This window comes from Microbacterium sp. Ag1, assembly GCF_001005635.1.
Taxonomy (GTDB): domain Bacteria; phylum Actinomycetota; class Actinomycetes; order Actinomycetales; family Microbacteriaceae; genus Microbacterium; species Microbacterium oxydans.
The window spans coordinates 1-26,311 of record NZ_LBCR01000025.1 but is presented as its reverse complement, the minus strand read 5'-3'; the positions used below and the strand labels follow the sequence as shown (position 1 = coordinate 26,311).

Genomic DNA, 26,311 nt, shown 5'->3' with positions numbered 1-26,311 from the left:
CTCATGTCACTCGCGCTCCACAGCACCTTCACGAACGTGCTCGCCAGCATCCCGAGCCCCACGGTCTCGTATTTCGACCTCGGGCCGATCCGGATCCACTTCTACGCGCTGTGCATCATCGCCGGCATCATCGCCGCGACGTTCCTGACCAACCACCGCCTCACCAAGCGTGGAGCGGAGCCGTGGGTCGTGATCGACATCTCGATCCTCGCAGTGCCGCTGGCGATCATCGGCGCGCGCATCTTCCACGTGCTCACCCACCCGAACGACTACTTCGGCGAGGGTATCAACACCTGGAACCCGTTCCAGCCAGGCTCCGTCTGGGCCATCTGGGAGGGCGGCATCGCGATCTTCGGCGCGCTCATCGGCGGTGCCATCGGCGCGTACCTCGGGTGCCGCTGGACAGGCATCCGCTTCTGGACGTTCGCCGACGCGCTGGCACCCGGTCTGCTGCTGGCACAGGCCATGGGTCGCTTCGGCAACTGGTTCAACAACGAACTCTTCGGGCTTCCCACCGATCTGCCCTGGGGTCTGGAGATCCCGTCCACCAACTCGGCCTTCCCCCCTGGACTTCCCGAGGGCACGCTGTTCCACCCCACCTTCCTGTACGAGGTGATCTGGAACGGTCTCGGCGTCATCGTCCTGCTGTGGCTCGGTCGCAAGCTCTTCTTCCAGTGGGGTCGCCTCTTCGCGATCTACCTGATCTGGTACAGCGCCGGTCGCATCCTCTGGGAGTCGATCCGCATCGATCCGAGCGAGATCATCCTGGGCCTGCGCAGCAACGTCCTCGCGGCCATCATCGGCGTGCTCATCGGTGTCGCGATCCTCATCGTGCAGACGCGTCGTCACCCCGGACTGGAGCCGTCGCCGTACCAGCCCGGTCGCGAACGGACCGACCCGGACGCTGTTGTACAATCGCAGGACAATACCTCTGACTTCGTAGACGTGAGCGAGCCTCCGGCCGAAGAAGTCACCGCAGGAGCCACCGCCACAAGCACTGCTCCCACGAGCGAGGACGGCTCTCGATAACGCCGCCTCGTAGCGGGAGAACCATTGCACTGAACGAGCGGGCCGACGTCGTCCCCGGGTTTCACTCGAAGATCTGAGGACGGTAACTGGTGTACTTCCAGCCCCCTTACGGCGCCTCCGGCGCATACCCCCCGAAGCAGGGCATGTACAACCCGGCGTTCGAGAAGGACGCCTGCGGCCTCGCCATGGTCGCGACCCTGCGCGGCGAAGCCGGGCATGACATCATCGCGTTGGCCCTCGAGGCCCTGCGCAACCTGGAGCACCGCGGAGCCATCGGCTCGGATGCGGGCACCGGGGACGGCGCCGGCATCCTGACGCAGATGCCCGATGCGTTCCTCCGCGCCGTGGTCGGGTTCGAACTGCCGCCGGTGGGGGAGTACGCCGCAGGACTGGCGTTCCTGCCTCGCGATTCCAGCGAGCGCCGCCAGCAGAAGGCCGGCATCGAGAAGATCGCCCGTTCCGAGGGGCTTCGCGTCCTCGGCTGGCGTGAGGTGCCCACGGCCAACGAGAACCTCGGCAAGCTCGCCGATGAGGCGCGTCCCGCGTTCGAGCAGCTCTTCGTCAGCGCGGGCGGAGCGACGCACTCCGATGCGCCCCTCACGGGGATCGCGCTCGACCGCGTCGCCTACCGTCTGCGCAAGCGCGCCGGTCACGAACTCGGTGCCTACTTCGTCTCGCTCTCCGCCCGCACCCTCGGGTACAAGGGCATGGTCACCACCCTGCAGCTCGAGCCGTTCTATCCCGACCTGCAGGACGAGCGCTTCGCCTCGGAGCTCGCCGTGGTGCACTCCCGCTACTCCACGAACACCTTCCCGTCGTGGCCGCTCGCGCAGCCGCTGCGCATGCTCGCCCACAACGGCGAGATCAACACCGTCGGCGGCAACCGCAACTGGATGCGCGCCCGCCAATCGCAGCTGGAATCCGAGCTCCTCGGCGACATCACGCCGCTGCTTCCCATCTGCACCGACGGCGCCAGCGACTCCGCCTCGTTCGACGAGGTGCTCGAGCTGCTCACGCTGACCGGGCGCAGCCTGCCGCACGCGATCATGATGATGGTGCCGGAGGCCTACGAGAAGCAGGCCGACATCTCTCCGGAGCTGCGCTCGTTCTACGAGTACCACTCCAACCAGATGGAGCCGTGGGACGGACCGGCCGCTCTCATCTTCACGGACGGGACCCTCGTCGGCGCGACGCTCGACCGCAACGGACTGCGTCCTGGACGCTGGACGGAGACGACCGACGGACTGGTCGTCATCGGATCCGAGACCGGCGTTCTCCAGTTCGAACCGGAGCGCATCAAGCGTCGCGGCCGCCTGCAGCCGGGCAAGATGTTCCTGGTCGACACGTCGCAGCGTCGGATCATCGAGGACAGCGAGCTCAAGCACGATCTCGCCACGATGCACCCGTGGCAGGAGTGGCTCGACGCCGGAGCCGTGCGTCTTGCCGAGCTTCCCGAGCGTGAGCACATCGTGCACCCGCCGGCGTCGATCACCCGTCGTCAGCGGACCTTCGGCTACACCGAGGAAGAGGTCCGCATCCTCCTCACGCCGATGGGTCAGACCGGTGTCGAGCCGCTCGGCGCGATGGGCTCTGACACGCCGATCGCCGTGCTCAGCAAGCGTCCGCGGTTGCTGTTCGACTACTTCACCCAGCAGTTCGCCCAGGTGACCAACCCGCCGCTCGACTCGATCCGCGAAGAGGTCGTCACGAGCCTCAAGCTGGGCCTCGGGCCGGAGAGCAACCTGCTCACCTGGGGGCCGGAGCACACGCGTACGGTGTCTCTGGACTTCCCGGTGATCGACAACGACGAGCTCGCGAAGATCCGCCACATCGACAAGGCCATGCCCGGTCGATCGAGCGCGACGATCCGCGGCCTCTACCACTTCGACGCCGGCCCTCAGACGCTCGCCGACCGGCTCACCGAGATGTGCGCCGAGGTGGACGAGGCCATCGAGAACGGTGCCGAGTTCATCATCCTGTCGGACCGTGACTCGAACAAGGATCTGACACCGATCCCGTCACTGCTCATGGTCTCGGCGATCCACCACCACCTCATCCGGCGCGAGAACCGCATGAAGGTCGGTCTCATCGTCGAAGCCGGAGACGTCCGCGAAGTGCATCATGTCGCGACCCTGATCGGCTACGGTGCCTCCGCCGTCAACCCGTACCTCGCGATGGAGACGGTAGAGCACCTCGTGCGCACCGGCTACATCACGGGCATCACGACCGAGAAGGCCGTCAAGAACCTGATCTACGCGCTCGGCAAGGGCGTGTTGAAGATCATGTCGAAGATGGGCATCTCCACCGTGTCGTCCTATGCCGGTGCTCAGGTGTTCGAGGCGGTCGGCCTCAGCCAGGAGTTCATCGACGCGTACTTCACGCGTACCGAGTCGAAGCTCGGCGGCATCGGCATCGAGGAGATCTTCGCCGAGAACCAGGCGCGCCACGACTACGCCTATCCGGAGGATGCGGCAGCACGTGCGCACGAGAGGCTCTGGACGGGCGGCGAGTACCAGTGGCGCCGCGACGGCTCTCCGCACCTTTTCAATCCGGAGACGGTGTTCAAGCTGCAGCACTCGACGCGGACACGACGTTACGACATCTTCCGCGAGTACACGAAGCTCGTCGATGAGCAGGCCGCCGAGCTGAAGACCCTGCGCGGACTGTTCACGCTGCGCACCGGCACTCGCAAGCCCGTGCCGCTGGACGAGGTGGAGCCCGTCTCCGCCATCGTCAAGCGCTTCTCCACGGGGGCGATGAGCTACGGCTCCATCTCCAAGGAGGCGCACGAGACGCTCGCCGTCGCGATGAACAGCATCGGCGCGAAGTCGAACACCGGCGAGGGCGGCGAGGACCCGGACCGCCTGGTCGACCCCGAGCGTCGCAGCTCGATCAAGCAGGTCGCGTCGGGGCGGTTCGGGGTGACGAGCCTGTACCTCACCGAGGCGGACGACATCCAGATCAAGCTCGCCCAGGGTGCCAAGCCCGGCGAGGGAGGCCAGCTGCCGCCGACCAAGGTGTACCCCTGGGTTGCGCGTACCCGTCACGCCACGGCCGGTGTGGGACTGATCTCCCCGCCGCCGCATCACGACATCTACTCGATCGAAGACCTGAAGCAGCTGATCTTCGACCTGAAGAGGGCGAACCCCGAGGCCCGCATCCACACCAAGCTGGTGAGCCAGTCGGGCATCGGCGCGGTGTCCGCCGGTGTCGCGAAGGCGCTGAGCGACGTGATCCTGGTCTCGGGTCACGACGGCGGAACAGGTGCGAGCCCGTTGAACTCGCTGAAGCACGCGGGCACACCGTGGGAGCTCGGCCTCGCGGAGACGCAGCAGACGCTCATGCTCAACGGCATGCGGGATCGCGTCGTGGTGCAGGTCGACGGCCAGCTCAAGACCGGCCGCGACGTCATCATCGGTGCGCTGCTGGGCGCGGAGGAGTTCGGCTTCGCCACCGCTCCGCTCGTCGTCAGCGGCTGCATCATGATGCGCGTCTGCCACCTGGACACGTGCCCCGTCGGTGTCGCCACGCAGAATCCGGTTCTGCGCGAGCGGTTTACGGGCAAGCCCGAGTTCGTCGTGAACTTCATGGAGTTCATCGCCGAAGAGGTGCGCGAGCTCCTCGCCGAACTCGGCTACCGCTCGATCGACGAGATCGTCGGCCGTGCCGACCTCATCGAGGTCAACGCCGCGGTCGAGCACTGGAAGGCCGAGGGGCTCGACCTCACTCCGGTGCTGGAAGGCCCGGTGTTCCCGGCTGGCGAACCGCGTCGCAGCGCACGCACCCAGGACCACGAGCTCGAGAAGCACTTCGACGTGAAGCTGATCGACATCGCGAAGGGCGCTCTGCTCAACGGCGAGCCCGTCGTGGTCGAGCTGCCCATCGCCAACACCGAACGTGCCGTCGGAACCATGCTCGGTCATCAGGTGACGTCACGGCACGGAGCAGCCGGTCTGCCGCAGGGCACCATCGACGTGACTCTGCACGGCACCGCCGGTCAGTCGCTCGGGGCGTTCCTGCCGCCGGGTATCGTCCTGCGGCTCGAGGGCGATGCCAACGACTACGTCGGCAAGGGACTCTCGGGCGGCGACATCACGATCCGTCCGCCGCGAGGCTCCAAGATCGCGCCGCACGAGAACGTGATCGCCGGCAACGTGATCGGCTACGGCGCGACCTCGGGGACGATGTTCATCTCGGGCGTCGTCGGCGAGCGTTTCCTCGTCCGCAACTCGGGTGCGACCGCCGTGGTCGAGGGCGTGGGCGACCACGCTCTGGAGTACATGACCGGTGGGCTCGCGGTGATCCTCGGCTCGACCGGGCGGAACTTCGGCGCGGGGATGTCCGGGGGAGTGGCCTACGTGCACGCCCTCGACACCAGCAAGGTGAACGCGCAGTCGCTCGGGAGCGGCGAGCTGCTCCTCGAGTCGCTCGACCGCGCGGATCTCGAAGTGCTGCGGAGCCTGCTGGTCGCGCACGTCGAGCGCACCGCGTCGCCGCGGGCCGCGGGTCTTCTCGAGAACTTCGAGGCGGCAGCCGCAGAGTTCGTGAAGGTGCTCCCTCGTGACTTCGCCGCCGTGCGGAGCATGCGCGAGGAGGCGCTGGCCGAGGGGATCGACCCCGACGGCGACATCGTGTGGAACCGCATCCTGGAGGTGACCGGTGGCTGACCCCAAAGGCTTTCTGAAGGTGACCGAGCGGGAGCTTCCCGCGCGTCGCCCCGTTCCCGTGCGCATCATGGACTGGAAAGAGGTCTATGAGCCCGGCGACAAGCAGGTCCTGCGCCGTCAGGCAGGGCGCTGCATGGACTGCGGCGTGCCGTTCTGCCATCAAGGGTGCCCGCTCGGCAACCTGATCCCGGAGTGGAACGACTTGACGTGGCGAGGCGAGGGTCGCGCGGCGATCGAGCGCCTGCACGCGACGAACAACTTCCCGGAGTTCACGGGGCGGCTCTGCCCTGCGCCGTGCGAGAGCTCGTGCGTGCTCGGTATCAACCAGCCGGCTGTGACGATCAAGCAGATCGAGGTTTCGATCATCGACGAGGCCTTCTCGAAGGGCTGGGTCGAGCCGGAGCCGCCGGAGCGGCTCACAGGCAAGACGGTCGCGGTGGTCGGTTCCGGTCCTGCGGGGCTTGCCGCTGCCCAGCAGCTCACCCGTGCCGGGCACACCGTCGCGGTCTTCGAGCGTGACGACCGCATCGGCGGACTGCTGCGTTACGGCATCCCCGACTTCAAGATGGAGAAGACGCAGCTCGAGTCCCGCCTTCGCCAGATGCAGGAGGAGGGCACCCGCTTCCGCGCCGGCGTCGAGATCGGCAAGGACATCTCCTGGCCGGACCTGCGCGCCCGGTACGACGCGGTGGTGATCGCCACAGGCTCCACGGTTCCGCGTGACCTCGCGATCCCCGGCCGCGACCTCGACGGCGTCCATTTCGCCATGGAGTACCTCGTCGAGTCGAACCATGCGGTGGCGGGCGACAAGGTCACGGATCAGATCAGCGCCGAGGGCAAGCACGTCATCGTGATCGGCGGTGGCGACACGGGTGCGGACTGCATCGGAACCGCGCACCGGCAGGGCGCACTCAGCGTCACCAACCTCGCGATCGGCAAGCAGCCGGGAGACACCCGTCCCGACCACCAGCCGTGGCCGATGATGCCGACCCTGTTCGAGGTCTCCTCCGCTCACGAAGAGGGCGGAGAGCGCGTGTTCCTCGCCTCCACCGTCGAGTTCCTCGGCAACGACGTCGGCGAGGTCCGTGCACTGCGCGTGGCGGAGACGGAGTTCGTCGACGGTCGGCGTGTGCCCAAGAGCGGCACCGAGCGGGAGATCCCGGCCGATCTCATCCTGATCGCCATGGGCTTCACCGGACCGGAGCAGGACGGCTACACCGAGGAGACGCTTCCCCAGGTGACCGATCGGGGTGCGTTCCGGCGCGACTCCTCCTACGAGTCGACGGTGCCGGGCGTGTTCGTCGCCGGCGACGCCGGTCGTGGACAGTCGCTCATCGTGTGGGCCATCGCCGAGGGGCGTGCAGCCGCGGCCAACGTCGACCGGTTCCTGATGGGCACCACCGTGCTCCCGGAGCCGGTGCGTCCGAGCGATGTCGCGATCGGACTCCAGCCCGCGTAGGCTGAGGCCGGCACCGTCGCCTGATTCACCATCCCCCACTTCTACCCTGGAGCAATCTTTGAGACGCGCGAAAATCGTCGCCACCCTGGGCCCCGCCACCTCCACCTATGAGACGGTGCGCGCACTGATCGATGCGGGCGTGGACGTCGCCCGACTGAACCTCAGCCACGGTGACTACTCCGTGCACGAGAACAACTACGCCAACGTGCGCCGTGCCGCTGAGGACGCTGGTCGCCCCGTCGCGATCCTCGTCGACCTGCAGGGTCCGAAGATCCGTCTCGGCAAGTTCGAGGGCGGACCCTACGAACTCGCCAAGGGCGACATCTTCAAGATCACCACCGAGGACATCATCGGCAACAAGGAGATCTCCGGAACGACGTTCAAGGGACTCCCGCAGGACGTCAAGCCCGGTGACTTCCTCCTCATCGACGACGGCAAGGTCCGCGTCGAGGTCGTCGAGACCGACGGTGTGACGGTCACCACCAAGGTCATCGTCGCCGGGGCGGTCTCGAACAACAAGGGCATCAACCTGCCCGGCGTCGCCGTGAATGTGCCCGCGCTGAGCGAGAAGGACGAGGAGGACCTCCGTTGGGGTCTGCGCATCGGCGCCGACCTGATCGCGCTGTCCTTCGTGCGCAACGCCGCGGATGTCATCCGCGTCCACGAGATCATGGCGGAGGAGGGCGTCCGCGTCCCCGTCATCGCCAAGGTCGAGAAGCCGCAGGCGGTCGACGCGCTCGAGGAGATCATCGACGCGTTCGACTCGATCATGGTGGCCCGCGGCGACCTGGGTGTCGAGCTGCCGCTCGAGGCAGTCCCGATCGTGCAGAAGCGCGCCGTCGAGATCGCCCGCCGCATGGCGAAGCCGGTCATCGTCGCGACGCAGATGCTCGAGTCGATGATCAACAGCCCTGTGCCGACTCGCGCCGAGACGTCTGACGTCGCGAATGCCGTGCTCGACGGCGCCGACGCTGTGATGCTCTCGGGCGAGACCAGCGTGGGAGACTACCCGGTCGTCGTGGTCGAGACCATGGCGCGCATCATCGAGTCGACTGAGGAGCACGGCCTGGAGCGCATCGCGCCGCTCACGACCAAGCCCCGCACGCAGGGTGGTGCGATCACCCTCGCCGCGCTCGAGGTCGCCGAGTTCGTCGACGCGAAGTTCCTCTGCGTCTTCACGCAGTCCGGTGACTCCGCCCGTCGTCTGTCGCGTCTGCGCTCGCGCATCCCGATGATCGCCTTCACCCCGGAGCCCGGCATCCGTCGCCGCATGGCGCTGACGTGGGGTATCCGCTCGACGCTGGTCGACATGGTCCAGCACACCGACCTGATGTACCACCAGGTCGATGAGTACCTGCTCGGCAACGGTCTGGCAGAAGAAGGGGACAAGGTCGTCGTGATCTCCGGTTCCCCTCCCGGAATCGTCGGATCCACGAACGACCTTCGCGTGCACAAGGTCGGCGATGCGATCCACGGTGCCGCGCCGATCTACAAGGCCGGCGTCTGACGTACGTCATCCAGAGGGGGTGGGACTTCGGTCCTGCCCCCTCTGTCGTCCGCTTCGGGTAGCTTTCAGGCATGGATACGCATCGCCGTCGAAGGAGGCCGTCATCGGCGTGCTGAGGAACGCGCGATGGTGGATAGCCGATTACGCGTACGCGGGGTACTGGCAGGTCCGTGCGGCATTCGACCGCACCGATCCGTCGTCTTTCGTCTCCGGGGATGCTGCACACATCGTCGTGCTCCCCGGCGTCTACGAGACCTGGCGGTTCCTGCAGCCGCTCGTCGTCGCGATGCATGAACGTGGTCATCCGGTGCACATCGTCGACGCGCTCCACCGGAATGAGCGTCCTGTGGCCGAGATGGCTGCGGTCGTGGCGGCGTTCCTCGAGGAGCGCGGGCTCGAAGACGTGATCCTCGTCGCGCACAGCAAGGGCGGCCTTGCGGGGAAGACCGTGATGACCGGTCCGGCGGGCACGCGCGTGCGGTCGATGCTCGCGATCGCCGCACCGTTCGGCGGGTCGCGCTATGCGCGGTTGATGCTCTCCAGAACGCTCCGTGCGTTCTCACCGGGCGACCCGTCGATCGTGGATCTGGCGCAGCAGGTGACGGTGAACGAGCGGATCGTCTCTGTGTACGCGGCGTTCGACCCTCACATCCCCGAAGGCAGCGAACTGGCCGGCGCCAAGAACGTGCGCCTCGATACGGGCGGGCACTTCCGGATCCTCGCGCATCCACGCGTTCTGGCGGAGCTCGCGATGCTCGCGGAATAGCCGGTCAGTCGCCCGCGCCAGAATTCGCGCGTTCGTTCGATCGATGTTGGGTGCCGGCGGTGGGACTCGAACCCACACGCCCTTTCGGACAAAGCATTTTGAGTGCTCCGCGTCTGCCATTCCGCCACGCCGGCTCGTGTGTCGCGTCTACGACTTTAGCGCAGAGCAGGAGGCACGACCGTCCGCGCCGAGCGCCTGAGGCCTGCAGACAGGGGCACTCCACTAGGATGGGTGTGTGACAGAGCAAGAAGAGCAGGCTGAGCAGCCCACGTCATCCGCACCCCGACGCGTCGTCGTCGCCGAAGATGAGTCGCTGATCCGTCTCGACATCGTCGAGATCCTCCGCGACAACGGCTTCGATGTGGTCGGCGAGGCCGGTGACGGGGAGACCGCGGTCGCTCTGGCCACTGAGCTCCGCCCCGACCTGGTCATCATGGATGTCAAGATGCCTCAGCTCGACGGCATCAGCGCGGCCGAGAAGCTGCACAAGGGGAACATCGCCCCGGTCGTGCTCCTGACGGCGTTCAGCCAGAAGGAGCTCGTCGAGCGTGCCAGCGAGGCCGGTGCCCTCGCCTACGTCGTGAAGCCGTTCACGCCGAACGACCTTCTTCCGGCGATCGAGATCGCGCTGGCCCGCCACGAGCAGATCATCACGCTCGAGGCAGAGGTCGCCGACATGGTCGAGCGCTTCGAGACCCGCAAGCTCGTCGACCGGGCCAAGGGTCTGCTCAACGAGAAGATGGGGCTGAGCGAGCCCGAGGCCTTCCGCTGGATCCAGAAGGCCTCCATGGACCGTCGTCTCACGATGCAGGACGTCGCGAAGGCGATCATCGAGCAGCTCGCTCCCAAGAAGTAGCGGTGAGCGCCGGATCCTTCCGGCTCGATTCCGAGCACATCCTCAGGCCGGTGCGCCTGGGCGACGGGGCCGCCCTTTCGCGTGCCTATCTGGCGAACCGCGAGCATCTCGCGCCGTGGGAGCCGACGCGCTCGGAGGCGTTCTTCACCGTCGCCTCGCAGGAGGCGCATGCACAGCACTGTGTGGACGACGCATCGGCCGGACGCGGCATCCGCTTCGTGATCGAGTCCGACGATGGTGAGATCCGCGGACGGATGAACCTCAACAACATCGTCCGCGGGGCGTTCTGGAGCGCAGACCTCGGTTACTGGGTGGATGCGACGCGCGTGCACCGTGGGCTCGCGAGCCGCGCGGTCGCGAGGGTGATCGAGCACTCCCGCACCGAGCTGCGGCTGCACCGACTCCAGGCGGCCACGTTGCTGCACAACCTCGGCTCGCAGCGGGTGCTGCTCGGAAACGGATTCGAGCGCATCGGGATGGCACCGAAGTACCTCCTGATCGCGGGGGAGTGGCAGGATCATCTGCTGTTCCAGCGCCTGCTGGAGGAACCGCTCAGCGCCCGGCGGGAAGGTCCTTGATCATGTTGGTGATGCGGATGGTCGAGCAACGACGACCCTGATCGTCAGTCACCACGATCTCGTGCACCGTGATGCTCCGTCCCAGGTGCACGGGCGTGCAGACGCCGGTGACCAGGCCCGAGGTCGCCGATCGCGTGTGCGTCGCATTGATGTCCACCCCGACAGCGAGCCTTCCGGCACCGGCGTGCAGATTGGCAGCCATCGAGCCGAGTGACTCTCCGAGCACGACGTAGGCCCCGCCGTGCATGAGTCCGACGGGCTGGGTGTTGCCCTCGACCGGCATCGTCGCGACGCAGCGCTCGACGCTGAACTCGACGAACTCCATGCCCATCTTCTCGGCGAGGGCGCCCATTCCCCGGGCCGTCGCCCAGTCGAGTCCCTCGCTCATCGCGACATCGCCCATGCATCCTCCTCAGCGGGTGTCCGTCGTCCTCGTTAGGCTGACAGGGTGACGGACTCCGCAAAGCCTACCCTCATGGTCGTCGACGGCCACTCGCTCGCCTACCGCGCCTTCTTCGCGCTCCCGGTCGACAACTTCACGACCAAGGACAAGCAGCACACGAACGGCATCTACGGGTTCCTGTCGATGCTGGTCAACCTCATCAAGGCGGAGAAGCCGACGCATCTCGCGATCGCCTTCGACACCTCGCGGCACTCCTTCCGCACCGATGAGTACCCCGAGTACAAGGCCACACGGTCCGAGTCGCCGCAGGAGTTCAAGGGGCAGATCCCGCTGCTGCAGGACTGCCTCGCCGCCATGTCCATCCCGGTCCTGACGAAGGAGGGGATCGAGGCGGACGACATCCTCGCCACCCTCGCGTCCCAAGGTGCCGAACAGGGCTTCGAAGTGCTCGTCGTCTCGGGAGACCGCGACACCATCCAGCTCGTCAACGAAGACGTCACGCTGCTGTATCCGTCGGTGCAGGGGGTCTCCCAACTCAAGCGCTACGACCCGGCGACCGTTCAGGAGCGCTACGGGGTGCGACCCGAGCAGTACCCGGATATCGCCGCGCTCGTGGGCGAGACCAGCGACAATCTGCCCGGCGTGCCGAAGGTCGGCGAGAAGACGGCGGTCAAATGGCTCACGCAGTTCGGCTCGCTCGATGAACTGATCGCCCGCGCCGACGAGATCAAGGGCGTCGTCGGAGGCAACCTCCGCGACCACATCGAAGACGTCCGTCGCAACCGCAAGCTCAACCGTCTGCTCACCGACGTCGAGCTTCCGGTGGGCCCGGCTGACCTCGCCGTCGCACCGATCGATGCGCAGGCCGTGCGCGACATCTTCGCCCGTCTCGAGTTCCGCACCCTGCTGCCGCGGGTGTTCGAGGCCGTCGGTGCCGGCGACGTCGCTGACGACCCTGCCTCCGTCGTGGTGCTCCCGGTGCCCGTCGAGGTGCCTGCGGCCGACCTCGCGAGTTGGGCTGCGGCGCAGGAAGGCGATGTCGCGCTCCGCGTCACGACCCAGGGCGGTGTCCCCGTACGCATCGGTGTTGCCACGCTGACCGAAGTACGTGAAGCCGATTGGTCGGATGAGGCCGCGGGCGCTCTGCGCGGATGGTTGGAGTCCGACGCACCGAAGGTGCTCCACGACGCGAAGCCGCAGGTGAAGGCGCTGATCCGCCAGGGCATCCGCCTTCGCGGGCTCGCATACGACACGAGTCTGGCCGGCTGGCTGCTGCGACCGAGCTTCCCCGACAAGACCCTCTCCGACCTCGTCGAGCGCTACCTGGGGGAGAAGCTCCCCGAGGCCGATCCTTCCCAGCTCGTCCCCGAGACCGAGGGTGCGACGCCGTCTCAGGAGGCGTGGTTCGCTCTGCGAGTTGCCGATGCTCTCCGCGAGGACATCCCGGAGTCGGTCGCGAAGGTCCTCGACGACATCGAGCTGCCCACGCTGCTCACCCTCGCCGACATGGAGGTCGCGGGTGTCGCCGTGTCGCACGACGTGCTGTCGACCTTCTCGGGTGAGCTCGCGGCCCGAGCGGAGGGCCTCGCACAGGAGGCGTTCTCCGTCGTCGGCCGCGAGTTCAACCTCGGCTCGCCCAAGCAGCTGCAGGAGGTGCTGTTCGAAGACCTGCAGCTGCCGAAGACCCGCAAGACCAAGACCGGCTACTCGACCGACGCTGCGGTGCTCGCCGATCTGCAGGAGAGCAACCCGCATCCGTTCCTGAGCCTGCTGCTGCAGCACCGTGAGGCCACGAAGCTGCGCCAGATCATCGAGTCGCTCGATTCGGCGATCGGAGACGACCACCGTGTGCACACCACGTACGTGCAGACGGGAAGCCAGACCGGACGGCTCTCGAGCACCGACCCGAACCTGCAGAACATCCCGGTGCGCACCGAGGAGTCACGCCGCATCCGCAGTGCTTTCGAGGTGGGCCAAGGGTATGAGGCTCTGCTCACCGCTGACTACTCCCAGATCGAGATGCGCATCATGGCGCACCTCTCCGGCGACGAGGGGCTGATCGAGGCCTTCAACAGCGGGGAAGACCTGCACCGTTTCGTCGGAGCGCGCGTGTTCGGTGTCGAGCCGAGCGATGTCACGGCGGCGATGCGCACCAAGGTCAAGGCGATGTCCTACGGTCTGGTCTATGGGCTCTCCGCGTTCGGCCTCTCCAAGCAGCTGCGCATCGAGCAGTCCGAAGCCAAGCAGCTCATGATCGAGTACTTCGCGCGGTTCGGCGCCGTGCGCGACTACCTGCGTGCATCCGTGATGAAGGCGAAGGAGGTTGGCTACACCGAGACCATCTTCGGCCGCCGTCGACCGTTCCCCGACCTCGCGAGTCCGAACCGCGTGCTCCGCGAGAACGCCGAGCGGGCCGCCCTCAACGCTCCGATCCAGGGCAGTGCCGCCGACATCATGAAGATCGCGCTGCTGCACATCCACGACGACCTCCGGTCCGAGAACCTCTCCTCGCGGGTGCTGTTGCAGATCCACGACGAACTCGTGGTCGAGGTCGCGCCGGGGGAGTGGGACGCCACGGAGCGGATCGTCCGCGCGCGGATGGGCGATGCTGCCGAGCTGTCCGTGCCGCTCGATGTGCAGGTCGGTCGGGGTCGCGATTGGAACGAAGCCGCGCACTGACCTCCGGCGGTGGGAGGGGGCCGGGGATTAGGCTGAAAGGTATGACTTCAGCTCCTCGCACCCCCTCTGCCATCGACGCCGTCGCCGATGAATGGGTCGACACGATCGCGGTACTGGCTCCCACACTCGGGACGTACATCGGCCGCGACGAGGTGAACGACCGCTTCGGCGACCTGAGCCCGCAGGGGCACGAAGAGATCGCTGCAGCCACCCGCGCGACACTCGACCGTCTCTCGGCACTCGAGCCCGTCGACGCGATCGACGAGGTGACGAAGACCGATCTCAGCGCCGAGCTCCGCCTCGATCTCGAACTCCACGATGCCAAGTGGCACCTTCGTGACCTCAACGTCATCGCCTCGGCGGCGCAGGACGTGCGCGCCGCCTTCGACCTGATGCCCACTGCGACCGTGGAGGACTGGGACGTGATCGCGACCCGTCTCGCCGCGGTTCCGGATGCGCTCCGCGGATACGTCGAGACGCTCCGCACCGGGATCGCTGAGGGAGTGACGCCGGCGCGTCGTCAGGTGGTCGAGGTCGCGACACAGATCGACCGCTACACGGCCGACGACGGGTTCTTCGCCGCCTTCGTCGCCGAGGCCGACCCGGAGGAGGGCCAGCTCCCGGCCTCCCTCGCACGCACGCTCGCGGACAACTCGGCAGCTGCACGCGTCGCCTACGACGAACTCCGCCGCTTCCTCGCCGAGGAGCTCGCCCCCGTCGCGGGCGAGGTCGACGCCGTCGGCCGCGAGCTGTACGCCCTCAACTCCCGCCGTTTCCTCGGCGCGACGATCGACCTCGACGAGACGTACGAATGGGGTCGTGAAGAGCTCGCCCGCATGGTGGCGGAGCAGACCGCCATCGCGAACGAGATCCTCCCTGGTGCGTCGGTCGAGGAGGCCGTCGCCCATCTCGAGGCCGATCCCGCACGCAAGCTCGTCGGCACCGACGCATTGCAGAAGTGGATGCAGGAGACGAGCGACAGGGCCGTCGCTGAACTGGGCGCCTCGCACTTCGACATTCCCGAGGCGATCCGCACACTCGAGTGCATGATCGCTCCCACCCAGGAGGGCGGCATCTACTACACGGGGCCCACGGACGATTTCTCGCGTCCCGGTCGCATGTGGTGGTCAGTCCCCGAAGGCGTCACCGAGTTCGACACCTGGCGCGAGCTCACCACGGTGTTCCACGAGGGCGTCCCCGGACATCACCTGCAGATCGCGCAGGCCGTCTACAACCGGGCAGAGCTCAACTCCTGGCGCCGTCTGCTCGCAGGCACGTCCGGCCATGCAGAAGGCTGGGCGCTCTACGCCGAGCGCCTCATGGAGCAGCTCGGCTACCTCGACGACCCCGCCGATCGACTCGGCATGCTCGACGGTCAGCGCATGCGGGCGGCCCGTGTGGTGCTCGACATCGGCGTGCACCTCGGCAAGCCCCGTCTCGACGGCACAGGTGTGTGGGACGCGGAGTACGCGCTGGACTTCATGCGCGCGAACGTGAACATGTCGGACCAGTTCGTGCAGTTCGAGGTGAACCGCTACCTGGGTTGGCCGGGACAGGCGCCGTCGTACAAGGTGGGCCAGCGCATCTGGGAGCAGGTCCGCGATGGTGTTCGCGCGGCGGAAGGTGATGCCTTCTCGTTCAAGGACTTCCACAAGCGGGCGCTCGATATGGGCGGCGTCGGGCTCGACACGTTGCGCACCGCTCTGCTCCCGCGCTGACGGGAATGCGGCCGGACGGTCACGTGTTCATTCATCTGAATAGGAAGGGATGACATGGGCATCGAATTCGGACTGGACACGTTCGGCGACATCACGCGAGACGCGGACGGGGAGCTCCTCACGGGGGCGCAGACGATCCGCAACATCGTGCAGCAGGCGGAACTCGCAGACTCCGTGGGCGTGGACTTCTTCGGGGTCGGGGAGCATCACCGCACCGAGTTCGCCGTGTCCGCCCCGGAGATGGTGCTGGCGGCGATCGCCGCGCGCACGGAGAACATCCGGCTGGGCACGGCGGTCACGGTGCTGTCCTCCGACGACCCCGTACGCGTGTTCGAGCGCTTCTCGACGCTGGACGCGCTCTCGAACGGCCGGGCCGAGGTGGTGCTCGGGCGTGGCTCCTTCATCGAGTCCTTCCCCCTGTTCGGCTATGACCTGCGAGACTACGACGCGCTCTTCGAGCAGAAGCTCGAACTGTTCGTGGAGCTCCTGAAGGAGGAGCCGGTGACCTGGTCGGGAACGATGCGTCCGTCGTTGGAGAACGCGAACGTGTTCCCGAAGACCGAGAAGGGTCTGCGTACCTGGGTCGGTGTGGGCGGAAGCCCGGAGTCGGTCGTCCGTGTCGCTCGCCACGGTCTCGGCCTCATGCTCGCGATCATCGGGGGGCCGGCGGTGCGGTTCAAGCCGTTCGTCGATCTGTACCATCGCTCGGTCGCATCGTTCGGTACCACGTCGCATCCCGTCTCGGTGCACTCGCCTGGCCACATCGCCGCGACAGACGCGGAAGCCTGGGATGCCGCTTACTCCGGATTCAAGGCGATGAACAACACCATCGGCCGAGAGCGCGGGTGGCCGGCGTACAGCCGTGCACGTTTCCAGAACGACGTGGGACCTGAGGGGGCGATCTACGCAGGGTCGCCGGACCGGGTCGCTGCGAAGATCGCCGACACCATCACGACGCTCGGCCTCGGGCGTTTCGACCTCAAGTACGCCACGGGCACCCTGTCGCACGAGTCGATGATGCGCAGCATCGAGCTGTATGGCACCGAGGTGATCCCACGCGTGAAGCGGATCCTCGCCTCGCAGGACTGACGTCATCGAGCGCAGGACGCCCGGCGCTCGGCTTTACGATGAGAAGCATGGCCAACACCGCCTTGCCGAGCCGCTCATCGTTGGCTGAGCGCCTGGACGTCCTGCCTTTCACGCGTCGGCATCTCCGCTTGCTCACGGGTTCCGGTCTCGGCTGGGCGCTGGACGCGATGGACGTGGGTCTGATCTCCTTCATCCTCGCGGCCCTCACGCAGCAGTGGGGGCTGTCCAAGGGCGAGGCGGGCTGGATCGCCTCCGTCGGGTTCATCGGCATGGCCATCGGTGCGACGCTCGGCGGTCTCCTGGCGGACCGCTACGGACGACGGCAGGTGTTCGCTCTGACGTTGCTCGTGTATGGCCTCGCCACCGGAGCCAGCGCGCTCGTGGGCGGGCTTGCGGCGCTTCTGGTTCTCCGATTCCTCGTCGGCCTCGGGCTCGGCGCCGAGCTTCCTGTGGCATCGACCTACGTGAGCGAGTTCGCCCCCGCCCGGATCCGCGGTCGCCTGATCGTCGTACTGGAGGCGTTCTGGGCACTCGGGTGGACGGCAGCTGCTCTCATCGGGTTCCTGGTCATACCCGCTTCGGAGGATGGCTGGCGCTGGGCGTTCGCCCTCGGGGCCATCCCGGCGGTGTACGCACTCTTCGTGCGGTGGCGGATGCCCGAGTCGCCTCGCTGGCTCGCGTCGCGGGGACGGATCGCAGAGGCCGACCGCATCGTCTCCGCGTTCGAGGCGGAGGCGCGGGTGGAGGCGACTCCGGCCATCAGGAAGGAGCCGGCATTACGAGCGATCGCCGTCACCGCCCGCGCACGGTTGGCGACACTCTGGAATCGGGAGTTCCGACTGCGCACACTATGTCTCTGGCTGGTGTGGCTCGGTGTGAACTTCGCCTATTACGGAGCGTTCATCTGGATCCCGAGCATCCTCGTCGATGCCGGGTTCGATCTGGTGCGGTCTTTCGGGTTCACGCTCATCATCACGTTGGCTCAGCTCCCCGGCTACGCGGTGGCCGCGTGGCTCATCGAGGTCTGGGGCCGTCGACTGACGCTCTCCGTCTTCCTCCTCGGCTCGGCGGTCTCTGCCGTGGTCTTCGGCACGGCGACGACGGAGGGCACCATCATCGCCGCCGGCATGGCGCTGTCGTTCTTCAACCTCGGCGCCTGGGGTGCCCTGTACGCGGTGACCCCGGAGATCTATCCGACCTCGTTGCGGGGCACGGGCGCGGGCTGGGCCGCTGGAGTGGGGCGCATCGCATCGATCGTCGCACCGCTCTCTGTCCCGATCCTCCTGGTCGGCGGCGGCGCGCCGCTCCTGTTCGCGGTCTTCGGGGTCTGTTTCCTCGGTGCTGCGGCTGCGGCGTGGGGACTCGTCGATCGCGGCGGCCAGGCTCTCGACGACCGCTGAGGCGGGGGCGACCCATCCGGTCCCGGCGCCGTGCGTCGTCGTCCCGCAATAGGCTGGGATGATGGCAGATGTGCGGTTCGTGGCGATCGGCGACTCGTTTACCGAGGGTGTGGGTGATGTCCTCCCGGACGGACGGGAGCGCGGCTGGGCCGACCTGGCGGCTCAAGGGTGGGCCGACGCCGCCGGGCACCCCATCCAGTACGCGAATCTCGCGATCAGGGGCAAGCTCGCCTGGCCGATCGTGGAAGAGCAGCTCGAACCCGCGCTCGCCCTGCGTCCCACGCATCTCTCGTTCAACGGCGGTGGCAACGACATGCTGCGCCCGCGTACCGACGTCGAGCACATCGCCGACGCCTTCAGCCGGGTGCTGCGCCGATGCGACGAGGAGGGGGTGACGATGATCCTGCTCTCCGGCGCGAACCCGAGTGGTCAGCTCCCGATGGGCTCTCTCGTGCAGCGGCGGGGTGATCTGCTGTCCGAGGCCGTGCTGCGTCGCGTCGAAGATCGTCCCGACGTGATCCGTGCGCTCAACTGGCCCGACCGTGAGCTCTCCCGCGGCGCGTACTGGGCGGAGGACAGGCTGCACATGAATGCATCGGGTCACCACCGTGTGGCCGCCCGCGTGCTGCACGCTCTCGGCTACGAGCCTCCGGAGACGTGGTGGGCGCCGAGCGATCGGCTCGGTACGGGCCCCTCCGGCCTCGCCTATTACCGCGAGTTCGTCGGGCCCTGGGTGCGGCGGCGTGTGACCAGGACGTCGTCGGGAGACGGCCGCGCGGCGAAGTACCCGTCGTGGGTAGAACGGGTTCCCGCATGACGTCGTCCGACAGTTGCCGAATCCGGTGAGTGACTTCGAGCTCGCGGCCATCAGTGCCGGCACCGTGTCGCTGCATGATGCTCGCAGGCAGGAGAGGCGCGATGTCGCTCTCGAACCATTCGAGATCGGTGTGTACCCGGTGACGGAGGAACAGCTCGCCGAGGTGCTCGGCTTTCCCGCACGGCATCCCCGCCGCCCCGCCGCGGATCTCAGCTGGTTGCGAGCGGTGCATTTCTGCAATGCCGCGTCGGAGTGGGAGGGGCTGGAACGGAGCTACTCGTTCGACGGCGAGGTCGTCACGTGGGATACGACCGCGGACGGATACCGGCTGCCCACAGAGGCGGAGTGGGAGTTCGCCTGTCGTGCCGGCGCGACGGGCCCTCACTATGCGCCGCTCGCGGATGCGGCTTGGACGGCGGCGGACGGGGTGGCCTCGCCACAGGACGTGGGCGGGAAGCTCCCGAATCTCAACGGGCTCTTCGACACGCTCGGCAACGTCTGGGAGTGGTGCTGGGACCTGCTCGACCCCGCCCGCTACGACGACTACCGGGTGTTCCGCGGAGGCGGCTTCGCCGACGACGCCTGGAGCGTTCGGGCATCCGTTCGTCGAGGGGGAGCGCCGCGTATGCATCACGACGACGTGGGGTTGAGGCTCGCTCGAGGCGCCTTCGACACCACGGATCAGGCACAGGGCTGGTCGGCGCGAAGCGATCGAGAGCGCGCTTTCCAGGATGGCCCGCTTCCATCGGGATGGACTCCTCGCCGCGGCTGAGGCGCCCCGATTCTTCATCGGCGACATATGCGCGAGGAGCGCATTTGTCCCGCTGGCTGTGCTGATGCCAGGCTGGGGGACATGGCATCCTCCTATTCGCTCATCGTCTCCCAGGGCCGGGTGGCCGACCGTACCGACGGCGCCTTGATCGGCGCGCGCAGAGTGGGCGAGGCGGTGTCGTCCCTGATGTCGATCGAAGCACAGACCATCGGCACTCCGACCCCGAGTGTCGTCGATGACTGGACGAAGGCGTTGCCGGAGGCGGAGCAGACGCTCCAGGGGATCCGGGCGGCGCTGCAGGACGCCCTTGCCGCTGGGACGACACCCCTGCTGATCACCAACACCTGCGCTGTGAGCCTCGGCACGCTCCCCACGGTCGCGGAGCATCACCCGGATGCGGTGGTGCTGTGGATCGACGCGCACGGCGACTTCAACACCCCGGAGACGACGGAGTCAGGGTACCTCGGCGGCATGGTGCTCGCCGCGGCGTGCGGCCTCTGGGACAGCGGCCACGGTTCCGGCATCGACCCGAAGCAGGTGATCGTCGTCGGTGGCCGGGACATCGACCCCGCCGAGGGGGACCTTCTGGCGGAGGCAGGGGTCACCGTACTTCGGCCGGCAGAGAGCACGCCTGAACGCATCGTCGACATCATCGCCGGACGACCGGTATGGATACACGTCGACTGGGACGTGCTCGAGCCCGGTTACATCCCTGCGGCCTATCGCATCGGGGGCGGGCTGCTGCCGCATCAGATCGCCGGGATCTTCGCCGCACTGCCCGTAGGTGCCGTGCAGGGCGTGGAGCTCGCAGAGTTCGAGGCGGGAGACGCGGAAGTCCCTGAGCATCTCAGCGTGGAGCTCGTGATCGAGACTTTGCAGCACCTCCTGCGCTGATTTTGTGAACGCTGTCCGGGTGCCGCGTCAGCGACCGCGCTCGGGGTCGAGCCCCATGCGGACACGCGTACGTTTGCGCTCGACGAGGATGAAGACGGTGCCGATGATCCAGAGCGGGATCGGCATGAGAAATGCGATCCGGAAGGCTTCCAGCGAGTAGGTCTCCGGCGTGCCGGCGCCCTGCAGATCGAGCGCGAGACCGATGAGGAAGATGGCGATGAGCGCGGCGATGAAACCTCCGGCGTTCGTGACGCCGGTGGCGGTGCTGAGGCGGTGCGTCGGGTTGTGCGTTCTGGCGTGGTCGAAGGCGATCATCGAGGCGGGACCACCGGTCCCGAGAGCGATCGCCAGGAGGTAGAGGAGCCAGAGCGGTGCGGTGTCGGGGAGGGCGATGACAGAGATCCACGCTGCCATCTGAACCCCCACGGCCGGAAGCACGAGGGCGAGAGAGCGATGGTTCGGCAGTCGACGCGACAGGTCGCCGATGATGGGACCGAGAAGCATTCCGGCAACGACATATACGGAGATGATGCCTGCGGCGTGTGCAGCATCCAGGCCCTCCGCCGCTGTGAGGAACGGCATACCCCAGAGGAGCACGAACGCGGTTCCCGCGAACGGCGTGGTGAAGTGCGACCAGAAGGCGAGGCGGGTCCCTGGGTGCGCCCAGGCGGCGCGTATGCCGACGCCGGTATCTATCGCTGAGGTGACGACGCGCACGACTCCCGTGTCGGTGTTCACCGTGACATCGGCGCCGCGCTCGACCGGGTGGTTGCGGATGACGAGCGCCACGAGGATCGTGAACAGCACCCCGAGCCCGGCGATGCTGCCGAAGGTGATCGTCCAGGTGGTGGCGTGCAGCAGCGCGGCGACGGGGACGAGCGCGATGAGTTGCCCTGCCTGGCCGATGATGCCGGTGAACTGCACCATGAGGGGTCCTCGCTGCGCGGGGAACCAGGTGGCAACCAGGCGCAGCACGGCGGGGAAGATGGCGGCATCTCCGGCGCCGAGCAGAACGCGTGCGACGATCGCGATGCCGATGCTGGGGGAGAGAGCCATGGTCAACTGGCCGGCGGCCATGAGCAGCATCCCGATCGTCATGATCGGCCGGGATCCGAAACGGTCGAGCAGGATTCCCACGGGGATCTGCATCCCGCCGTACACCGCGAGTTGGACCACGGCGAACAGGGCCAGCGTGGAAGCGTCGGCCTGGAACCGGTCGGCCGCTTCGACGCCGACAGCCCCGAGCGAGGTGCGGTTGGTGATCGCGAGCACATAGGCGGCGACGCCGACCGACCAGATCAGCCAGGCCCGCCACCCCGGTGTGGAGACGGGGGAGTGGGAGACCTGCGGCACCCCTCAACGCTACTCCTCTGCGACATCGCAGATGAGATCTGTGATGTCGCAGGTGGGAGCTACCCTGGCGCCATGACCAGCACACCTCTGCATCACTCACTCGATTACGTCGAGCTCGTCGTCACCGACCTCGATGTCTCGAAGCGCTTCTTCGCCGATGCGTTCGGCTGGCACTTCAACGACTACGGCCCGGGCTATGCGGGGATCGTGTCTCCGCGCGCCGACGGGAACGAGGCCGGTGGTCTGCTGCTCGCCGACGAGGTGCGTCCCGCCGGCGGCCCTCTGGTGCTGCTCTACTCCGAGGACCTCGACGCCACGAAGGAGGCCATCGTGGCGGCCGGGGGCAAGATCCTGCAGGAGCCGTATGAGTTCCCGGGTGGGCGTCGGCTGCACTTCGCGGATCCGTCTGGCACCGAGCTCGGGGTGTGGTCCGCGCACTAGCGCCCGGTTCGCGGCGTCGGACCTTTCGAGCGTGCGACGATTGCCCGTATGACGGACATCACCGCGGGTACTACCGACGACATCGCGAGATGTGTCGATCTCTGGGTGCAGGCTCTTCGACACCGCGATGGAGAGGTCGACGCGGCCGCAGTCGCCGCCCGCATGCGCAAGCTGTTCGACGGGCCTCTCCTGCGGTTCGCGTTGGCAGGGGAGCCTCTCGCTGGGTTCGCTCTGACGGCACCGAAATCCGGTGACGAGACCATGGCATTGCTGGAGCGGATCGCTGTGCTCCCTGCTTCCTCCGGCAAGGGGATGGGAAGAGCTCTGTTGAAGGACGCGATACGGGCGTCGAAGGACGCCGGGTACTCCACGGTCGAGCTCGCTGTGCGGCGAGGAAACCCCGCCGTCCGGCTCTATGAGCTGCAGGGATTCCGGCCTGTTTCCGGTCCGGTCCCTCATCCGCTCGGCGGCGAGCCCATGATCACGTTCAGTGTCGGCCTCTGAGGGGAGAGGCGGGTGATGGCGGAATCGACAGGGTTGATCGTCCCACGGATATCTGCTCGTGGCATCGTCCTTCGTCCGTTCGCGGCCGGTGATGCCGATGCTGTGCGGGAGGCGTCATCGGATCCAGCGATCACGGATGTCACCACCGTTCCCACCGCGGCCAATCCCGGCCTCGCTGAGGAGTGGCTGGAGCGACAGCACGAACGTGCCGCTACCGGCGTCGGGTACTCCTTCGCGATCGAGGTCGACGGAGAATGCGTGGGCCAGATCGGGCTGTGGCTTCGCGAGCGGGACCAGGGTCGGGCGACGATCGGCTACTGGATCAGACCGTCGCGCCGCCGCCGGGGGCACGCGCTGAGCGCACTGCAGACCCTCACGGAGTGGGCATGGAGTGTGCCGGAGATCCACCGGCTGCAGCTGCACATCGATCCGGTCAACGATGGCTCGCTTCGGACGGCGGAACGCGCGGGATACACCCGGGAAGGGCTGCTTCGCTCCTGGCAGAGGATCGGCCACGAGCGCAGGGATATGTTCGTGTACAGCCGTCTTCGCGGCGAGCCTATGACGGCCCAGGGGAGGGGAGTGCCGGGCCCCTGAGATCCTCCACGATGATCGATACCAGCTCATCGGTACCGATCTCGGGGCCGATCCGTCGTTCATCGAACCAGGGGAGTGGCTGCCACCCATCGTGCCATTCGCGGATCTTGTCCTCCCCGAATTCCTGGGCAAGTTGCCGGCCCGCGTGGCGGCGGATCGTCTCCTCGAGGCCGACATCGAACTGGTAGATGCGTGTGGACCCGAGGTGGTCTCGGTACAACCGTTCGAACGCCTCCGAGTAGTCGCGCAGATTGAACACGCCGTCGAGGATCACGTCATACCCGAGGTCGAGCGCCTGGCGGGCGGTGGAGACGAGGAGGACACTGGCGTCGCGGGAGAGCTTCCGCCGATCCGGCGCATGGAGGAGCTCGCGGCGGAAGTGATCCTGAGAGATCAGAGCGACGCGTGCGCCCAGCGCTGTGCGCAACGACGTTGCCGTGGTCGTCTTCCCCGATGCCGCATCGCCGCGGAGGATGACGAGACGAGTGGAGCCGCTGCCTGTGGGAGCCATCGGGCCATTCTCGCAATGCTCTCGGGTCTGACGGGCGTCAGGTGAGCTGGAACGGCATGCCCAGGGCTGTCCTGAGCCTGGTCGCGAAGGCTTGGCGGTGAGCCGGATCGACCCATTCGGCGTCATCATGCCGCTGGTACAGACGGTCGTCCGGGTGGCGGGGAAAAACGTGAACGTGAAGGTGCCAGACGTCCTGGCCACCGGCGGGTTCGTTGTGCTGACGGATCGAGGTGCCCTCACACCCGTACGAGGAGCGGATGCCGATGGCGACTCTCTGGGTGAGGTCCCACACCGCCGCGCTGTCCGACGGCGAAAGGTCGTAGATGTTCTCCACATGCGTCCGAGCGATGACAAGCACCGCGCCCGGGTTCCCAGGCCACCACTTCGGAGCGATCCGGGCGTAAGCGCGTTCAGTGACAGCGACCACGTCTGTGGGCAGGTTGTGATCGTCATGCGTGCCCTCGAGGAAAGCGCAGAACGGGCAGACGTAGCCCGCGGGCGCATGCATAGGGGGGGACTCACGCCCCGATCATCGCACGGTGAGCGGCTGGATGGCTCGTGGAACAATGAAGACATGCTTGCTCGGGTCGTCGCGGTCCATTCCAGTGCTTCTCACACGTTCAGCAAGGAGACACGGGGATCCATCTCGCTGCTAGAGGGTCTGGGCGTCGACGGCGATGCGCACTGTGGAGCGACGGTCAAGCACCGATCGCGGGTGGCCGCCGATCCGTCCCAACCGAATCTCCGGCAGGTGCACCTGATCCACGGCGAGCTCTTCGAGACCCTGAAGGAGGGTGGCCATCTCGTGGCTCCAGGGGACCTCGGCGAGAACATCACGACGCAGGGCATCGATCTGCTCGCGGTGCCTGTCGGATCACGACTGCGAATCGGAGAGACTGTGGTGACGGTCACGGGGCTTCGCAATCCGTGCCAGCAGATCAACGGATTCCAGTCGGGGCTGCTCAAGCAGGTGGTGCGGAACGCCGGTGACGGCAAGGTCGTCCGCCTCGCCGGCGTGATGGGCATCGTGTCGCGGGGTGGGCGCGTGGCTGCGGGAGATCCGATCGATGTCGAGTTGCCACCGCACCCGCATCTCCCGCTCACGCGAGTCTGAGGGGGACGGGCTGCTTTCGGCTAGCTGGATAGTTCCCTTATCACTTCTGGACCTATCCAGCTGGCTCCAGCCAGCAAGAGGCGCAGCGTGCGTGCGATGTAGTCTCCGTGACAGGTCGGATTGAGGCGATCCATCCGTCCCAGGGTGCCTTGTGTCGGACGGAATCCGCTGGTCCTGGCGTCGACGGTCGGATTCTCCGACGCTCCAGGTCCTCGAGGATTACCGACCGACGGTCATGTCTTCAAGGATCTGCGGCGGTATCGCCCGTCGCGGGGAACCAACATCTGCTTCCGCAAGCTGGAGTCGCCTAGTTACTATCAGCGAGCTTCTCACAGCTGTGCACTTCTTCTTGGATCATGCCGTTGTCTGACGAATGCGTCGAGCGAGTTGGGCGTCTTCGTTATGCGTCAGGGTCGCGCAGAAGCGATAGAGTTCGCAATGATGTGGAACAAACTCTCGCCACGATTCAAGGTGGTCCTGTTAGCTGGCGGCATACCTCTGCTAGCCTTCATCCTCCTATGCATATCCGCAGCCATCTGGGGGGCGTGGTGGCGATTCGAAAGCATGCCGACTGCGGACGAGTGGCAGGCCTTATTCGGCGCTACCGTACTCGTCGCCCTAGCATTCGCATGGTTCCAGATTCGTCAGGTGGAGTCGTCTAATAGACAGCTGATACGAGCGAACGACCTGGCGCGTGACGCGAACCTTGAACTCAGCAGGCCCCGCGTTCTCGTTTTCCTCGATGCGGACCGGCAAGTGCGCAAGGAACGATCCGCGGACACAGAAGGCGTAATGCACATCGCGGTGAAGAACATCGGAAGTAGTCCGGCGTTGAATGTCCGACTGAGTGTCGACGTGCCGTTCCAGTCCATGGAGGAGTTTTTCATCACGGGGATGATGGACCAGCACCTCGATGGGATCAACGCTATCTTCGACGGCAGTGTGAGCTTTCCATCTCTCAGGCCGAACAGCAACAGCTATGTTTGGTTCTTAGGTCGGCTTCCACAGTTGTTCGATGCACCGGCGAACGTTGCGCGCAGGTATGAGGTCACCGCGACTTACGACTCGACGGCAGGTCAGACGTACACCGAGACGATGATCCTCGACATTGACATCGAAAGGCGGATCGAGTTCCCGGCGGAAAGTGTCAAGGCGGG

23 protein-coding genes and 1 tRNA gene are annotated in these 26,311 nt (G+C 66.8%); 19 read left to right on the top strand and 5 right to left on the bottom strand.

Features of this window, described 5'->3' with window-relative positions; genetic code table 11:
* Positions 1 to 3: 3 nt before the first annotated feature.
* From lgt to AAY78_RS04270, 5 genes are all read left to right on the top strand, one after another.
* Positions 4 to 1,029 carry a prolipoprotein diacylglyceryl transferase gene (gene lgt / locus AAY78_RS04290; protein ID WP_046747122.1) on the top strand — a complete coding sequence of 342 codons (1,026 nt, stop codon included), beginning with the start codon at positions 4 to 6 and terminating at the stop codon, positions 1,027 to 1,029.
* A gap of 143 nt (positions 1,030 to 1,172) precedes the next feature.
* On the top strand, positions 1,173 to 5,696 hold the full coding sequence (gene gltB, locus AAY78_RS04285; protein ID WP_127012969.1) for a glutamate synthase large subunit: 4,524 nt from the start codon (positions 1,173 to 1,175) through the stop codon (positions 5,694 to 5,696).
* Positions 5,689 to 7,155: a glutamate synthase subunit beta gene (locus AAY78_RS04280; protein WP_046747120.1), complete on the top strand. Its 1,467-nt coding sequence runs from the start codon at positions 5,689 to 5,691 to the stop codon at positions 7,153 to 7,155. Before gltB ends, AAY78_RS04280 begins: the two co-directional genes overlap by 8 nt.
* Positions 7,156 to 7,213: 58 nt before the next feature.
* Entirely contained in the window at positions 7,214 to 8,662 is a 1,449-nt protein-coding gene (pyk, locus tag AAY78_RS04275; protein WP_046747119.1) for a pyruvate kinase, read from the top strand.
* Positions 8,663 to 8,771: 109 nt separating this feature from the next.
* Positions 8,772 to 9,428 (top strand): alpha/beta hydrolase, encoded by a 657-nt coding sequence (locus tag AAY78_RS04270; protein WP_231589651.1) that lies wholly within the window; start codon positions 8,772 to 8,774, stop codon positions 9,426 to 9,428.
* Between the two features lie 51 nt (positions 9,429 to 9,479).
* Here the strand turns inward: AAY78_RS04270 and AAY78_RS04265 are convergent.
* Positions 9,480 to 9,562: transfer RNA gene (locus AAY78_RS04265), tRNA-Leu, on the bottom strand.
* Between the two features lie 101 nt (positions 9,563 to 9,663).
* Between AAY78_RS04265 and AAY78_RS04260 the strand changes: the two genes are divergently transcribed.
* Both AAY78_RS04260 and AAY78_RS04255 read left to right on the top strand, forming a co-directional pair.
* Positions 9,664 to 10,284, top strand: coding sequence for an ANTAR domain-containing response regulator (locus tag AAY78_RS04260; RefSeq protein ID WP_017830602.1), 621 nt, complete (start codon positions 9,664 to 9,666; stop codon positions 10,282 to 10,284).
* Between the two features lie 2 nt (positions 10,285 to 10,286).
* Complete coding sequence (locus tag AAY78_RS04255; RefSeq protein ID WP_046747118.1) at positions 10,287 to 10,862, top strand: GNAT family N-acetyltransferase; 576 nt, start codon at positions 10,287 to 10,289, stop codon at positions 10,860 to 10,862.
* Here AAY78_RS04255 and AAY78_RS04250 read toward each other — a convergent pair.
* Positions 10,837 to 11,265: a hotdog fold thioesterase gene (locus AAY78_RS04250; RefSeq protein ID WP_046747117.1), complete on the bottom strand. Its 429-nt coding sequence runs from the start codon at positions 11,263 to 11,265 to the stop codon at positions 10,837 to 10,839. The two genes, AAY78_RS04255 and AAY78_RS04250, sit on opposite strands and share 26 nt — an antisense overlap.
* A gap of 45 nt (positions 11,266 to 11,310) precedes the next feature.
* Here AAY78_RS04250 and polA point away from each other — a divergent pair, with 45 nt between their 5' ends.
* From polA to AAY78_RS04215, 7 genes are all read left to right on the top strand, one after another.
* Positions 11,311 to 13,944 carry a DNA polymerase I gene (gene polA / locus AAY78_RS04245; protein WP_046747116.1) on the top strand — a complete coding sequence of 878 codons (2,634 nt, stop codon included), beginning with the start codon at positions 11,311 to 11,313 and terminating at the stop codon, positions 13,942 to 13,944.
* A gap of 41 nt (positions 13,945 to 13,985) precedes the next feature.
* Positions 13,986 to 15,662 (top strand): DUF885 domain-containing protein, encoded by a 1,677-nt coding sequence (locus AAY78_RS04240; RefSeq protein ID WP_046747115.1) that lies wholly within the window; start codon positions 13,986 to 13,988, stop codon positions 15,660 to 15,662.
* Positions 15,663 to 15,716: 54 nt separating this feature from the next.
* Positions 15,717 to 16,751, top strand: a complete 1,035-nt coding sequence (locus AAY78_RS04235; protein WP_046747114.1) for an LLM class flavin-dependent oxidoreductase — start codon at positions 15,717 to 15,719, stop codon at positions 16,749 to 16,751.
* Between the two features lie 47 nt (positions 16,752 to 16,798).
* Complete coding sequence (locus AAY78_RS04230) at positions 16,799 to 18,151, top strand: MFS transporter (RefSeq protein ID WP_046747113.1); 1,353 nt, start codon at positions 16,799 to 16,801, stop codon at positions 18,149 to 18,151.
* A 61-nt stretch (positions 18,152 to 18,212) separates the two neighbouring features.
* Positions 18,213 to 18,968 (top strand): SGNH/GDSL hydrolase family protein, encoded by a 756-nt coding sequence (locus AAY78_RS04225; RefSeq protein ID WP_174799774.1) that lies wholly within the window; start codon positions 18,213 to 18,215, stop codon positions 18,966 to 18,968.
* 25 nt (positions 18,969 to 18,993) lie between these two features.
* The gene (locus AAY78_RS04220) at positions 18,994 to 19,740 is read left to right on the top strand and encodes a formylglycine-generating enzyme family protein (protein WP_046747111.1); all 747 of its coding nucleotides are present in this window, start codon (positions 18,994 to 18,996) and stop codon (positions 19,738 to 19,740) included.
* A gap of 81 nt (positions 19,741 to 19,821) precedes the next feature.
* Entirely contained in the window at positions 19,822 to 20,634 is an 813-nt protein-coding gene (locus tag AAY78_RS04215) for an arginase family protein (protein ID WP_046747110.1), read from the top strand.
* Between the two features lie 27 nt (positions 20,635 to 20,661).
* On the opposite strand, the gene AAY78_RS04210 is transcribed toward AAY78_RS04215, so the two are convergent.
* The gene (locus AAY78_RS04210) at positions 20,662 to 21,987 is read right to left on the bottom strand and encodes an MFS transporter (RefSeq protein ID WP_046747109.1); all 1,326 of its coding nucleotides are present in this window, start codon (positions 21,985 to 21,987) and stop codon (positions 20,662 to 20,664) included.
* A gap of 72 nt (positions 21,988 to 22,059) precedes the next feature.
* On the opposite strand from AAY78_RS04210, the gene AAY78_RS04205 reads away from it, so the two are divergent.
* From AAY78_RS04205 to AAY78_RS04195, 3 genes are read left to right on the top strand one after another with little or no spacing between them, the layout of a single operon-like run.
* Positions 22,060 to 22,428 carry a VOC family protein gene (locus tag AAY78_RS04205; RefSeq protein WP_046747108.1) on the top strand — a complete coding sequence of 123 codons (369 nt, stop codon included), beginning with the start codon at positions 22,060 to 22,062 and terminating at the stop codon, positions 22,426 to 22,428.
* Between the two features lie 48 nt (positions 22,429 to 22,476).
* On the top strand, positions 22,477 to 22,932 hold the full coding sequence (locus tag AAY78_RS19160) for a GNAT family N-acetyltransferase (protein ID WP_052748642.1): 456 nt from the start codon (positions 22,477 to 22,479) through the stop codon (positions 22,930 to 22,932).
* 15 nt (positions 22,933 to 22,947) lie between these two features.
* Positions 22,948 to 23,529 (top strand): GNAT family N-acetyltransferase, encoded by a 582-nt coding sequence (locus tag AAY78_RS04195; RefSeq protein ID WP_046747107.1) that lies wholly within the window; start codon positions 22,948 to 22,950, stop codon positions 23,527 to 23,529.
* On the opposite strand, the gene AAY78_RS04190 is transcribed toward AAY78_RS04195, so the two are convergent.
* Both AAY78_RS04190 and AAY78_RS04185 read right to left on the bottom strand, forming a co-directional pair.
* Positions 23,492 to 24,040 carry an AAA family ATPase gene (locus AAY78_RS04190; protein WP_046747106.1) on the bottom strand — a complete coding sequence of 183 codons (549 nt, stop codon included), beginning with the start codon at positions 24,038 to 24,040 and terminating at the stop codon, positions 23,492 to 23,494. The genes AAY78_RS04195 and AAY78_RS04190 overlap by 38 nt on opposite strands.
* 37 nt (positions 24,041 to 24,077) lie before the next feature.
* Positions 24,078 to 24,548 (bottom strand): HIT family protein, encoded by a 471-nt coding sequence (locus AAY78_RS04185; protein WP_046747105.1) that lies wholly within the window; start codon positions 24,546 to 24,548, stop codon positions 24,078 to 24,080.
* Between the two features lie 66 nt (positions 24,549 to 24,614).
* On the opposite strand from AAY78_RS04185, the gene AAY78_RS04180 reads away from it, so the two are divergent.
* Both AAY78_RS04180 and AAY78_RS04175 read left to right on the top strand, forming a co-directional pair.
* Positions 24,615 to 25,154 (top strand): MOSC domain-containing protein, encoded by a 540-nt coding sequence (locus AAY78_RS04180; RefSeq protein WP_046747104.1) that lies wholly within the window; start codon positions 24,615 to 24,617, stop codon positions 25,152 to 25,154.
* A 438-nt stretch (positions 25,155 to 25,592) separates the two neighbouring features.
* On the top strand, positions 25,593 to 26,311 hold a 719-nt coding region (locus AAY78_RS04175; RefSeq protein ID WP_156172610.1), incomplete at its 3' end, for a hypothetical protein.